This window comes from Streptococcus sp. SP8 (assembly GCF_030440045.1).
GTDB classification, from domain to species: domain Bacteria; phylum Bacillota; class Bacilli; order Lactobacillales; family Streptococcaceae; genus Streptococcus; species Streptococcus parasanguinis_I.
On sequence record NZ_JAQFJL010000002.1, the window covers coordinates 71724 to 85205 of the forward strand.

General features: G+C 43.2%; 14 protein-coding genes. All 14 read right to left on the bottom strand.

Annotated elements, in window-relative coordinates:
• Positions 1–7 precede the first annotated feature (7 nt).
• Entirely contained in the window at positions 8–823 is an 816-nt protein-coding gene (gene proC, locus PCY11_RS03790; protein WP_247919658.1) for a pyrroline-5-carboxylate reductase, read from the bottom strand.
• 3 nt (positions 824–826) lie between these two features.
• Positions 827–2074 carry a glutamate-5-semialdehyde dehydrogenase gene (locus tag PCY11_RS03795; RefSeq protein ID WP_301362501.1) on the bottom strand — a complete coding sequence of 416 codons (1248 nt, stop codon included), beginning with the start codon at positions 2072–2074 and terminating at the stop codon, positions 827–829.
• Between the two features lie 10 nt (positions 2075–2084).
• The gene (gene proB / locus PCY11_RS03800) at positions 2085–3194 is read right to left on the bottom strand and encodes a glutamate 5-kinase (RefSeq protein WP_247919656.1); all 1110 of its coding nucleotides are present in this window, start codon (positions 3192–3194) and stop codon (positions 2085–2087) included.
• 74 nt (positions 3195–3268) lie between these two features.
• Positions 3269–4159, bottom strand: coding sequence for an RluA family pseudouridine synthase (locus tag PCY11_RS03805; protein ID WP_195423361.1), 891 nt, complete (start codon positions 4157–4159; stop codon positions 3269–3271).
• The gene (gene lspA, locus PCY11_RS03810; RefSeq protein ID WP_003001852.1) at positions 4149–4610 is read right to left on the bottom strand and encodes a signal peptidase II; all 462 of its coding nucleotides are present in this window, start codon (positions 4608–4610) and stop codon (positions 4149–4151) included. The genes PCY11_RS03805 and lspA overlap by 11 nt, the downstream gene beginning before the upstream one ends.
• A gap of 3 nt (positions 4611–4613) precedes the next feature.
• Positions 4614–5516 (bottom strand): LysR family transcriptional regulator, encoded by a 903-nt coding sequence (locus PCY11_RS03815; protein WP_003001728.1) that lies wholly within the window; start codon positions 5514–5516, stop codon positions 4614–4616.
• A 126-nt stretch (positions 5517–5642) separates the two neighbouring features.
• Complete coding sequence (lacG, locus tag PCY11_RS03820; protein ID WP_301362502.1) at positions 5643–7049, bottom strand: 6-phospho-beta-galactosidase; 1407 nt, start codon at positions 7047–7049, stop codon at positions 5643–5645.
• A 214-nt stretch (positions 7050–7263) separates the two neighbouring features.
• Entirely contained in the window at positions 7264–8964 is a 1701-nt protein-coding gene (locus tag PCY11_RS03825; RefSeq protein WP_301362503.1) for a lactose-specific PTS transporter subunit EIIC, read from the bottom strand.
• The gene (locus PCY11_RS03830; protein WP_049498249.1) at positions 8964–9281 is read right to left on the bottom strand and encodes a PTS lactose/cellobiose transporter subunit IIA; all 318 of its coding nucleotides are present in this window, start codon (positions 9279–9281) and stop codon (positions 8964–8966) included. Before PCY11_RS03830 ends, PCY11_RS03825 begins: the two co-directional genes overlap by 1 nt.
• Positions 9282–9316: 35 nt before the next feature.
• Positions 9317–10150, bottom strand: coding sequence for a PRD domain-containing protein (locus tag PCY11_RS03835; RefSeq protein ID WP_070466123.1), 834 nt, complete (start codon positions 10148–10150; stop codon positions 9317–9319).
• Between the two features lie 309 nt (positions 10151–10459).
• Entirely contained in the window at positions 10460–11440 is a 981-nt protein-coding gene (gene lacD, locus PCY11_RS03840; RefSeq protein ID WP_049484016.1) for a tagatose-bisphosphate aldolase, read from the bottom strand.
• A 1-nt stretch (position 11441) separates the two neighbouring features.
• Positions 11442–12371, bottom strand: coding sequence for a tagatose-6-phosphate kinase (locus PCY11_RS03845; RefSeq protein WP_301362504.1), 930 nt, complete (start codon positions 12369–12371; stop codon positions 11442–11444).
• A gap of 10 nt (positions 12372–12381) precedes the next feature.
• The gene (gene lacB, locus PCY11_RS03850) at positions 12382–12897 is read right to left on the bottom strand and encodes a galactose-6-phosphate isomerase subunit LacB (RefSeq protein ID WP_003002763.1); all 516 of its coding nucleotides are present in this window, start codon (positions 12895–12897) and stop codon (positions 12382–12384) included.
• Between the two features lie 16 nt (positions 12898–12913).
• Complete coding sequence (lacA, locus tag PCY11_RS03855; RefSeq protein ID WP_003007724.1) at positions 12914–13339, bottom strand: galactose-6-phosphate isomerase subunit LacA; 426 nt, start codon at positions 13337–13339, stop codon at positions 12914–12916.
• Positions 13340–13482 lie beyond the last annotated feature (143 nt).

The following is a 13482-nucleotide window of genomic DNA, read 5'->3' on the forward strand; positions in this document are numbered from 1 at the left end:
TCTTTTTCTATTCCTTCGCTGCCTCTTGTCCCATTTCTTGGGTGCGTTTGTATGCAGCTTCCACTCCAGCAATGATGTCGCCCCGTAAGCCGACTTGTTCCAGGCGATTGACTCCTAAAATAGTAGAGCCACCTGGGCTACAAACTGCATCTCGCAAGCGGGCTGGATGCTCGCCTGTCTCTAGGACCATTTGACTAGCTCCTTGGAAGGTCTGTGCAGCCATCTGCAAGGCTTGCTCTCGTGTAAGTCCTAATCCTACTCCTGCATCTGCCATGGCTTCAATCATCTGATAGACAAAGGCTGGCCCACAGCCTGCGACAGCCGTTGCAGGATCCATCAATTTTTCTTCAATTTCATAGAGGGCCCCTGCTCCTGATAAGAGCTGGTTGACTTTGGCTACTTGCTGGTCTGTCACTGCTTGGGAGCGGGCCAGACTGATAACCCCTTGACCAATGGCTACAGGCGTATTGGGCATGATGCGAATAAGCCCTAGCTGGTCGTTCTGGATCACGTCAGCCATCTTTTCTAGTTCCAGGCCTGCAGCTATGGAAACCAGTAAGAGATTAGAGCGTTGGGCCAAGATACCTTGATACTCCTCTAGGAGAGGGCAAATCTGATAGGGTTTGACCCCTAAAAAAATCACTTCAGCCTCTTGAAAGACTTGTTCAAGATCAGACGCTGTTCCCCCATATTGGCTGATAAACTCTTGCACCTTTTGAGGAGAGCGATTGACCAAGAGCAGGTCTTGCGCATCCACTTCTTTTGCAACTGCTTTGGCTAAACTAGCTCCCATGTTTCCAAGACCGATAAATGCAACTTTCATTTCTTACCTCACTTGACCATTTCCACTGACGATATACTTGTAACTGGTCATTTCCCGGAGTCCCATGGGTCCACGCGCATGGAGTTTTTGGGTCGAGATCCCCATTTCACAACCTAGGCCAAATTGACCCCCATCTGTAAAGCGTGTAGAAGCATTGACATAAACGGCTGCTGAATCTACTTTCTTGGTGAAATAAGCGGCTGTCTCAGGATTTTCAGTCACAATGGCATCCGAATGATGGGTGCTGTGAGCTTCAATGTGGTCCACCGCTTCCTCCACTCCGTCAACAACCTTGACTGCTAAAATATAATCTAAAAATTCGGTATCAAAATCCTGTTCCTGTGCTGCTGTTCCAGAAATGATAGCCTGTGCTTGCTCATCTAGGCGCAACTCAACGGATCTTTCCCGATCATCCACTAAACGCTCTTTGACCAAGGGCAAGAAATCAGACGCGATCGCTCGATCGACCAACAAGACCTCCATGGCATTGCAGACGGATGGGCGGCTTGTCTTGGCATTTTCGATAATGGCGAGTGCTTTCTGGAAATCAGCCTCCTTATCCACATAGACATGGACGATCCCAGTTCCTGTCTCGATAACCGGGACAATGGCATTTTCAACCACTGCTTGGATCAATCCAGCACCACCACGTGGAATGAGCAAATCCAGATAGCCCTTAGCCTTCATCATAGCAAGGCTAGATGCACGACTCGTATCTTGGATCAGTTGGAGCAGATCTGGATTGAGTCCAGCTTCTTCCAATCCAGCCTTGAGGGCTGTCACGATCGCTTGAGCAGAATGAAAGGCATCCTTCCCAGTACGAAGGACCACTGCATTTCCACTCTTGATGGCAAGCGCTGCAGCATCTGACGTTACATTTGGACGGCTTTCATAAATGATCCCGATGACGCCCATAGCGACTCGAACTTTCTGGATTTCAAGACCATTTTCCAAGACTTCCGTATCCAGCACTTCCCCAATTGGATCTGGCAAGTCTATTAAAGCACGAATTCCTTGAGCCATCCCTGCAATCCGCTCTTGATCCAGAAATAGGCGATCCAGCATGACTTCAGAGATCTTCCCGCGTGCCGCTTCTATATCGATTTGATTGGCTACTAAAATGGCTTCCGTCGCTTTCAGAAGCTGGCTAGCCATGGCTTCCAAGGCCTGATTTTTAAGAGCGGTACTGGCTGTATTGATGCTTTTCTTAGCTGATTTCGCTAAGGCTAATTGTTCTTGTGTTGTTCCCATACGTTTTCCTCTAGAATTCTGTAAAGAGTAGGTCAATCTCAGGAGTTACCGAGATCCAGTCATCCCGGTGGATGAGGATTCCCTTGGCTTTTTTAGATTGGAGTAGATCGCGCACAGCTGATTGGCCGAGACGGACCTTGCCTTTTCCTAGTAATTGACCAGTCTCTTGATGATAGACGCTGACGATGTCGTGATAAGAAAAATCGCCTTCTGCCTTGGTCACACCAGAAATCAATAGACTCTTTCCATGATCCAACAGGGCTTGCGCTGCTCCAGCATCTACCCAAACGGCACCTTTGCTATCTGCATAAAAGGCTAGCCATTGCTTCTGGGTTTTTAACCCCTTGTCCTCTGCTAGGAAGTAACTGCCATCTGCTTGCTCTTGCGCCGCTTCGATCAAGGCATCAGGCTTGAGAGACGAGCAAATATAGACTGGAACTCCTGACTCTGTCGCCAGGGTGGCTGCCTTGAGTTTGGTCAGCATACCGCCAGTTCCATTGCTACTACCCGCACCTCCAGCCATCTCGATCATCTCGCGAGAAATGTGCTCGATCCGCTCCAAACGCTTGGCTGTTGGATCCTGAGAAGGATTGGCTGTATAGAGGCCATCTACATCCGTCAACAGCACCAAAAGATCCGCCTGGGCCATGGCCGCAACCTGCGCACTCAAGGTATCATTGTCACCAACTTTTAGCTCAGCGATAGAAACCGTATCATTTTCATTGATAATCGGAATCGCCCCACGGTTGAGTAAGACAGAAAGGGCCTGGTGGGCATTCTTATAGCGACGTTGATCCGCAAAGTCATCCTGGGTTAATAAAATTTGTGCAGAAACAATGTTGCGTAAAAGAAGATTAGAGGTATATTCTTCCATCAATAAACCTTGACCAACTGCCGCAGAGGCTTGCTTGTCTGCCACCTTAGTCGGCCGTTTCTTAAAACCTAGGGCACCAAACCCAGCAGCAACCGCCCCTGATGAGACCAAGATCAACTCATGACCCGATTCGTGTAAGAGAGCCAACTGCTGGGTAATGACCTTGACCTTCTGTCTGGAGAGACTCCCATTGGGATTGGTCAAAGACGAGGTCCCTACTTTAAAGACGATTCGTTTTGCTTTCATCTCTATGCTTCTTTCTAATACTATTTATTTCGTATGTAATGAAAGTGACTGAATCTCCATTCAGCCATTCTTCATTATCCTTTTCGAAGGTCTTCCAGCGTTTTCTCAAAGATCGCTGGCACTTCTGCTGTAAATTCCAAAGTCTCTCCTGTGCGAGGGTGGGTAAAACCAAGTGTCCGCGCATGAAGAAACTGTCCTTGTCCTTTGAGTGTTTTCTTAGGTCCATAAGCAGGATCTCCGGCTACTGGATGGCCAATATAGGCCATGTGCACCCGAATTTGGTGGGTGCGACCAGTCTCCAGTTGCAACTCTACCAAGGTGTAATTTCCAAAGCGTTCCAAGACTTGAAAACGGGTCACTGCAGGTTTTCCTTTAGCCGTCACCGCTTGTTTTTTCCGGTCCTTTTCACTGCGACCAATTGGTGCTTCGATCATGCCCCGATCGTTAGGAAGATTGCCATGGACAATGGCCCAATACTTCCGGAGAGATTTTTTGTCTTTTAGTTCCTCTGCTAAGGCGACGTGGGCTTGGTCATTTTTTGCGACCATCAAGAGGCCTGACGTGTCTTTGTCAATCCGGTGAACGATCCCTGGACGCAATTCCCCATTGATCCCTGAAAGGTCCTTGACATGGTATAAAAGGGCATTGACCAAGGTCCCGCTGGTATGACCCGCACTGGGGTGAACGACCATGCCTTGAGGCTTATTGACCACCACAACATCCTGGTCCTCATAAACGATGTCTAAGGGCAGATCTTCTGCGTCATAGCTGACCTCTTCCACTTCTGGGACTTCATACTGGATGATGTCTCCTTCTTTGACCGTATACTTAGCTTTTTTCACAGTTCCATTGACCAGAACTTTTCCTTCTTTGATCTGCTCATTGGCTACAGCTCGTGACAAGGGAGTCAAATCCGCCAAAACCTTATCCAGTCGCGCACCGGCTACTTCGATTTTAATTTCCATGCGTTTCCTCTTTCAACATCAGGATCAGGAGCAAGAAAACTCCAACTGTCAAATAACTATCTGCTACATTAAAAATGGCAAAATTCATAAAATCCAGGTGGAACATATCGACCACAAAGCCTTGACGCAGGCGATCGATAAAATTCCCCAAGCCACCTGCAATCACCAAGGTCAAGCCCGTCACCATCCAAAGCGACCCCTTGAGGTGCTTATAAAGATAGTAAAAGGCCCCCACCATCACGACTAGAGTGATGAGGGTAAAGAACCATTGCTGATTTTCAAGAAGCGAAAAAGCTGCACCTGTGTTTTGAAGATAGGTCAGGCTGACCACATGGGGAATAAACGACTTAACGACACCCAGTGGAATGTTCTTGACTACATACCATTTGACCAACTGATCCAGTAGGACCAATAGCACGATTGCTACCGGAACCATTGTTTTTCTCTTCATTTCTTACCTCTTTTGATCAAAATACTCTACCATGACCTCGACAAACTTCTCTGCTACAGGAGAGAGATCCATCTCTTCGCGTTTGACATAGACCATTTTATTGTCCAAGTTGTCTTCTAAAGGAATCACGGTAATGCCATTCACTGACTGGCTATCTAAAAAGCCTGATCCTGTCGCATAAGCATCTGTCCGCTCCAAGATCCCATTCAAGGTAGCCCGGTCGGTTACATTGAACATTTGGGAGCTCGAACTGGTATCGACAAAGTTCTCTGAATAATAGAGGTACTCATCTTTTTCTTGGGTAAAGCGAACAGTTGGCAACTGAGCTAGATCTTCCATGACCAGTTTTTTCTTCTTAGCCAGAGGGTGTCCCTTGCGAAGGTAAATATGAGTCTGAAAAGGAATCAAATCCACCACTTCAAGCCCTAATTTATCGACCCGTTGCATAATCCCCTTGGTATTTTGACGGTTGAGATAAATAATCCCCAACTCACTATGCCCTTGAGCCACTTCATCCAAAATTTGAACCGTCGTTGACTCAAAGATGCGGAAGTTTTTATTTTCCGGATAACGAATCGAGAATTCCGTCATCAAAGGCGGCAAGAAGTCATAGTGTTGACTAGAAATAGAGAATTCTTTCTTCTCTTCTTCAGGACTGGCATATTGATTTTGAAAAATATCAAACCCCTTAACCACGTCCTGCGCTTTTTCATAAAATTCCATTCCCCGACGGGTCAAAAATGTCCCCGAACTAGTTCGACGAAAAATTTTAAAGCCCAGTTCCTTTTCCAGATCGCGTACTGAAATAGACAAGCTCGGCTGACTCACATACATTTTTTCAGCAGCCTCACGAAAAGTACCACTATTGGCAATCGCCACTACATATCGTAATTGTTGTATATTCATTCTATTTTCCTTATTACAGTATCGATCTATTATACCATAAATTAGGGGCTGAAAGAAGAGATGCGTTTAAGAGACCTTCATCAAGTGAAAATAAAAAACTGGAACTAAAACAGTTCCAGTTGATACTTATTCAATCACTTGAGTTTCAGCTACTTTCTTGTACCAATGAGCCGATTTCTTCGGATAGCGCTCTTGGGTTTCAAAGTCAACATAGAAGAGTCCGTAACGTTTTTCATAACCATTAGACCATGAGAAGACGTCCATCAATGACCAGATGAAGTAGCCCTTGACGTTTGCACCATCGGCAATCGCATCAGACAATACTTCCAAGTGTTGTTTCACATAATCAATCCGGCCATCATCGTAAACCGTGTTGTCCACAAATTCATCTTTGTATCCAAGTCCGTTTTCAGTGATGTAGATCTTCTTGTAGTTTGGATAATCTTTCTTGACACGCATGATTTGATCATACAAACCTTGAGGGTAGATGATCCAGTCCCAGTCAGTACGAGGTACATAGTCAGGAGCTACACGACGTCCAACACCTTTGATTTGGTATTTAGAGCTTCCTTTTTCCCCTTTACCATTGTGGATGATTTCAGTTTCGCCATCAAAGGCTTCCATCCAGTCACTCATGTAGTAGTTAATTCCAAGGAAGTCGTTCAAATCTTTAGCTGCTTCAAGTGCTGCAAAGTCTTCGTCCCGAAGATCCAGACTACCACCATTAACAGACAAAATGTGGTTTACACCTTCCATGGTTGCATCTGAATAGTGTCCAAGGTAGGTTGCATCCAAGATAAATTTGTTGTGGATGATATCTTCCAACTCAGCAGCACGAACGTCTGCAGGATTTTTAGGATCCAATGGATACTTAGTTGGAAGGGCGTGAACAACCCCGATTTCACCTTTGTAACCTTTGTCTTTGTACAATTTCACAGCACGTGCATGAGAAACCATCATATTGTGGTGTGATTGGAAGACTTTAGCAAGGTCATATTGAATCCCTGGTGGGAATTTACCAACCAAGTATTGACCATCACCGATTGGGCCAATTTCATTGAAGGTTGTCCAATAGTTGACTTCTGGGAATTCTTCAAAACAGAAGGCAGCATAATCTACGAAGTGTTCGATATTTTCACGATTCAAGAAGTCTCCGTTTGAGTGAAGAGCTTCCGGAGTATCAAAGTGGTGAAGAGTTACGAATGGTTCTACATGACGTTTGTGGCATTCCGCAAATAGATTGTGGTAGAATTCAACCCCTTTTGGATTGACTTCACCATAACCAGTTGGAAAAATACGTGACCAAGCAATAGAAATACGAATTCCGTTTACGCCATATTCTTCCGCCAACTGTAGGTCTACTGGATATTTATGGTAGAAATCACTTGCTGGTTCAGCAGTATACCAATAGTTGTCTGCTAAGTATTTGTCCCATGCAACTGGTCCTTTACCATCTGTATGAGTTGCACCTTCAGCCTGATATGCCGCTGTTGCCCCACCGAAAATAAAATCTTTAGGTAATGTTTTTGACATAAGTTTCCCCTTCTCAATCATAAAATAAAAATAAAGCAAGATGGAGAGGAGTTAGTGAGCCATCCATCTCCATCTCACTTCTTGTACCAAGCCACCGAATTGTGACATGAGGAGGTAAAAACGATATATTTTTACCGACGAATTAACAAGTCGATTAGGAAAATCGCCATAGCGATTTCCGTTACGATAGGAGACTGTTTCACAGTCCCTATCGTTAATCGAATTGAGCTTGAACGAATGCAAGAGCGCCTTTACCATCACGAGTCAACTTGATGTATTGAGCTCCTTCAGTCTTAGCCAATTTGATTCCAAGTTTATCTGTTTCAGCCTTCATGTCTTCATAGTTAGAAGCAACCTGAGGAGCAAGGATAACCAAGTCAAATTCTGGCAACATTTCACGGTGAGCACCATAGCCACCTGCTGCTGCTTTGACAGGAACATTGTATTCTGCTGCTGCCTTGTTTAAGGCATTGGCAAGGAGTCCACTGGTACCACCACCGGCACAGAGAACCAAGACGTTTGTTTCTTTTGTGATATTGTTTTGAACAGGTTCGTCTTCAACACCAGCTTTTTCAAGAATCGCATCTGCTTTAGCTGTATTGAAGTTTGCAGCAACTTTTTCTTTTAAGCTGTCGTTTGCTTTACCAGAACGTTCTTCTTCAAGAATTTGTTCATCATAAACCTTCACGAATGGATAGTAAATGATTACGTCCACTACTACTAGAAGTGCAGCAAGGATGAAGGAAAGTACTTGGAAGTTCGTACCAAGAACAATACCCAGAGGTCCAGGAGTTGTCCATGGTAGGTTAGAAGTAAATGAGTTCATTCCCAAGGTATCAACAAAGAATTTGAAGATCCATACGTTTGCAATTGGAGCAAAGATAAATGGAACAAAGAAGATTGGGTTCAATACCAATGGAGCACCGAACAAGATTGGTTCGTTGACACCAAAGAATGTTGGAACTACAGATGCACGTCCAATGGCACGGTTACGTTTTGATTTCGTTAACCACATGAACATGAATGGAACGACAAGAGTCGCACCAGTACCACCCATAGTAACGATAAACATTTGAGTACCTGAAGTAAGGATCTTATCAGCGTGCATTCCTTGTTGAATCAAGTTCAAGTTTACTTCGGCATTTGCATAAGTAATCGCTGCGATAGCTGGTTCAACGATTGAAGGACCATGAATCCCTACGAACCAGAAGAAGGCGAAGGCACCAAAGATGATTGTAATTCCAAGGTAACCATCAGCAGCAGAGAATAGAGGAGCAAGAAGAGTACCGATTGATTCAGCAACCGTTACATGAAGGCTTGCTTTAACAACTAATTCAAGTGCATACAAGAGTACAACTGATAATGTAAATGGAATCAAGTCTTTAAATACTTGTGAAATATTTGGTGGAACCTCGTCCGGCATGCGGATGGTCACATTGTTTTTCACACAGACTTTGTAAACATTAACAGTAATGAATGCAGCAATAAAGGCTGTTAACAACCCTTTAGTCCCCATGAATGCTGTTAAGAATCCGCCATCTTTAGCAGGTTCAGCAGCCATGAGCAAGAAGCCAACCATAGAAGCCAACATTGTAGAAATGAAGTTGATTTGGTTGGTTGCTGGGAGGTCACGGTTCATTGAATCAGTCAAAGCCTTAGCCGTTGTCCCACCAACGAAGAAGGCCAAGATGCCCATAGAATAGCTATATGGAGTCATCAAGAAAGTTTCAATATCTTTAGACCAATGGAATCCCCAAGCGTTTGGTACATACGCAATTAGGATGAAGATAGATGAGAAGAGGATCACAGGCATCCCTGCAATAAAGCCGTCCCGAATCGCTCGCAAATATTTGTTTCGAGAAATCTTTTCAAAGAAAGGTTTCCCTTTTTCAATTAGTTCAATCAGTTTATTCATTATTTTGCTCCTCTTTTATACAGTTCAATCAGATGGTGAATCACGTCTTTTAATAAGATCGTTGTCATGAGATGGTCTTGACCATGCATCATGGTGATGCTATAGGGGATTTCTTCTCCTGCAGCTTCTTGCGCTAGCATGGTCGTTTGAGATTTGTGAGCCTCAGCGATACAGCTACCCGCTTCTTCTACTAAGGATTCTGCTTTCGCAAAATCACCATTTTCAGCAGCTTTTAAGGCTTCTATCAATTTTGATCGAGCGTCACCGGCATAAGCGACAATTTCAAACCCAAGTAATTGGACTTCTTCTTTATTCATGTTGGTTCCTCCTTATGATAACCTTTTTAAAAATTTTATAATAGACGTTGAATATGCAAGGCTAAATAGACTTTTTCATTAGGAGATATCTTAGCTCCAGTCTGTTCAGCGATGGTTTGGTAGATCTGATGACTAATCTCATAAGCCTTTGGATAACTTAGCTGGATCAGTTGTTCCATCTCGCTCAAGCCTTCAGGATCCTCTCTTCCCTTATCTAGGGAGTCAAGGAAATAATTAAGATGGATCATAAAGCGATCGTAGAAATGACTGTTCTCTTCTTTTCGTTTCAATCCATTTTGAGCTAATTTTTCCTCTACAGCTTTCAAAATCGCTTGGCGATCTTGGACATCAGGATCCTGCTCATGAATGACTTCCCCTTGTGCATTGATGAAGTGATAGGCGATGCGGTTCACTTCGTCATCGGGAAATTGATCCAAGAGCCGCTCTCGAAAGATTTCAATCGCTTCCTTTGCGATTTTATAGGGGATCGGATGCATAGCAGACGCATCAGGTAGATCACTGTGTTTGTATCTTCCCTGTTGAACCGCCTGGTAAGAACAAAAGATGTGATCTGTTAGTGTCACATAGATATATTCTTGAACAGGATAGGCATATTTCTTAGACAAGGTATCAATCACTTCATAAGTGGTTGTGATGAAATCAAGAGGAACATCCTTTAGAAGGGCCATAAAGTTTTCTCTTGATTCATCCGTGTTTAAACGAAATACTTTTTCGACCTTATCATCAGCTACCAGATCATGTTTCTTTTTCCCAAAAGCAATCCCACTCCCAACAACAATTAACTCTTGTTGAAGCTCATTTTGAACCAAAGCAACATTATTGTTCATTGGATGGATAATACGATACATGAGGCTCTCCTTTGCAAAATTTGTTAAAAGCAAATAAAAATGACCACGAAGCAACTGAAAAAACTAGCCTACGCTAATTGTTCAATCTACTTGTGGTCACGCCTAATCTAACTTAGTAACGCTCACTGCTATTTAACTTATGGACTTATTCTATCATAAGTTTTTTATTTTGTAAACCCTTACAGCGAAAATTTTTAAACATTTTTTATAAAAAAGAAACAAAGCCTAAAAATAATGAAGAACATTGGAAGGAATTTCTTCCTTCCAATGTTCTAAATGTTGCTTTAGGAGGCAATAACGATTTGTTTCTTACACGCGTTCTGTCCAAGGTGTTGCCACTTTAGCCAAGACCGCATTCAATTCTTCAATATTTTGACGACCTTCTGTACGAAGCCATTCACGAGCAGCTGCTTCTCCATCTTTGATGTAAGCTTCTACTGAACCTGCCCATGTCGCACGTCCACAAAGGACACCGTTGAAGTTAGCACCTGATGCATGAGCAAATTCCAAAGTTTCTTGGAAGAGTTTTGCTGATACACCAGCACTGAGGTAGATGTATGGAAGGTTGGTTGCTTCTTCTTGTTCTTTAAAGAAGGCAGCCGCTTCTTCACGACTATAGACAACTTCACCTTCTCCAAATCCTTCCACGTAGTTGACATTAACTGGAACTTCTACTTTCAATACATCGATATTGAAACGAGGATCTGAGAAGACTTTCATAGCTTCAATGACTTTACGAGGTTTCACTTTTGCATATTCAGCAGAGGTTGCATCCGCAATTCCTTCGTCATAAGCCAAGATTTCAAGGAAGAATGGAATGTCTTCTGCCACACATTCTGAACCAATGCGTTCGATATAAGCTTGTTTTTCTTGGTTGAGTTCTTCTGCACTATCTACATCATAGTAGAGCAAGAATTTCACAGCATCTGCACCTTGTTCTTTGATGCGTTTTGCTGACCAAAGGTTCAAGCAGTCAGGCAAACGTTTGGTGCTAGATGTATCGTAACCAGTCTTTTCATATGCAAGCAAGAGCCCAGCATCTTTGTCCAAGGCTTTCGTAGCAGGCAAACCATATTCTGGGTCCAACAACATTGATGAAGCATATTTTGTCAATTCATCTGCTACAAGAACTTTCAATTCTTCCATTTGTGCTACAGTTGGCTCAGTGTCCTGGTATTTGGCCATCAAGCGTTTCAAAGCCCCACGTTGGTCGAAGGCCAAAGCTGAAATAACACCGTCTTTTGTACTAAGACGTTCCAAATAGTTGCGTTTTTGTTCTGTTAATACCATTTTATACCTCTTTTACGATTAATTGTTGATACAAGGCATCATAGTGCCCCATGTTGACATGTCCTGTTTGTGCTTCTTGCGCATTTAACATTCCAAGAACATTTGCTTTCTTGAGCAAGTCTGCGTCACTCTCATGATGATAGAGACCAGATGCAATTCCTGCAACAGTCGAATCACCAGATCCGACTGGATTGACGACATCAATCTTAGGAATATCTACCTTATAGAAGACATCCCCGTGCTTCGCAAAAGCGCCATTTGCTCCAAGAGAGACTATCACCCATTCGATGCCATCAAAGAGAGAATCCTGAAGAATTTCTTTTAGGTCTTCCACATTCTTGCTCACTTCTTTTCCTAACAATTGAGACAACTCTTCATTGTTAGGCTTAATGACTGTAGGCTTGACAGCTGCTTGAATCGCAGCTTCTAAAGAAGCTCCCGAGCAGTCGAGTACGACTGGTTTTCCAGCTTCCCTTGCAATCTTGACAAGGCTAGCATAATAATCCACTGGTAAACCAGCAGGAAGACTACCTGAGATCGCAACCACTTCCACTTGATCGATCAAGTGACGGTAATGGTCGAGGAAACCTTGCCCTTCTTTCTCAGAAATGGTTGGACCTTTTTCTAAGATTTCTGTTTGCTTGCCTTCGTGAAGGATGGCGATACAATTACGTGTATCTCCAGCAATTTCAAAGAAACGTTCCTCTATCCCTTCTTCTAAATGATCGAGAATGAATTGCCCCGTCCGACCACCAAGTAGGCCGGTCGCTGCCACTGGATCCTTTATCTCAGAAAGTACACGAGTAACATTAAGACCTTTCCCACCAGCTGTCTTACTCACCTCAGCCACACGATTGACTGTATCCAACTGGAGTACATCCAAAGGATAAGAAATATCAATCGAAGGGTTCATCGTGACCGTTAATATCATACGTCACCTCTTAGTCGTGGTATTCACCACGGTCCCATTTTTCAAGGAATTCTGTAAAGAAATCAGCATCCGCTTGATGAGCATTATGGGTTTCCACATGTTGGATCTTAGCGATCAATTTTTTATTTTCTTCAGTTGGTTTGTATTCAGCGTGGATAAATGCTTCAATGATATCGCACATGAGCAATTCACCAGTAATTTTACCACCAAATCCGATGACATTCGCGTTCAATTCTTCTTTTGCATAGAGAGCAGTTGTCATATCGCGTACCAAGGCAGAACGGATACCAGGTACTTTGTTAACAGCATTGTTAATCCCAACACCAGTACCACAGATACAAACACCAAGATCTGCTTGGCCACTTGCTACGGCTTCACCGACTTTCTTACCAAAGATTGGATAGTGGGTACGTGTATGGTCATAAGTCCCAAAGTCGAGCACTTCGTATCCTTTTGATTTCAAAAAATCAGAAACAGCCATTTTTTCATTTGTCACAATGTGATCACAACCAATTGCAATTCTCATTTGAATTCTCCTCTCATTAGCACATCTTATTCAACATATCGACACGGATTTGGTGACGACCACCGTCGTATTTACCATTGACGAAGCCTTTGGCAATGTTCTTGGCCAATTCATCCCCAACAATTTCAGCACCCATGGTAATCATTCGAGAATTGTTGTGTCCACGTGTCATATAAGCAGACCGTTCATCTGAAACTTCTGCTGCCACCATTCCTTTGATTTTAGTTGCAACCATAAATGGACCAGCTCCGTAAGCATCAATTACGATTCCAAGATTTTGATCGTTTTTGTTCACTTCGCTCGCAACTGCAAGTGTCACATCTACAAAATCTTGACCTTCAGCAGTTACATCCACAACATCGAAGTTTTCTTTTACAAGAAACTCTTTCACGAGATCTTTTAATCTTAATCCTGCAGCATCTGCACCAATTACAATAGACATGTCCTGTCCTCCTTTTGTTCGTTTCAGCAAATATCCCTGTTGTTAATTTTTCACAAAGGAACATTTTCTTACTTTTGATATTATATTACACCTATTTTGAACGAAAGTCAACATTAAATTGTTTATTTTCGAACATTTTTTTA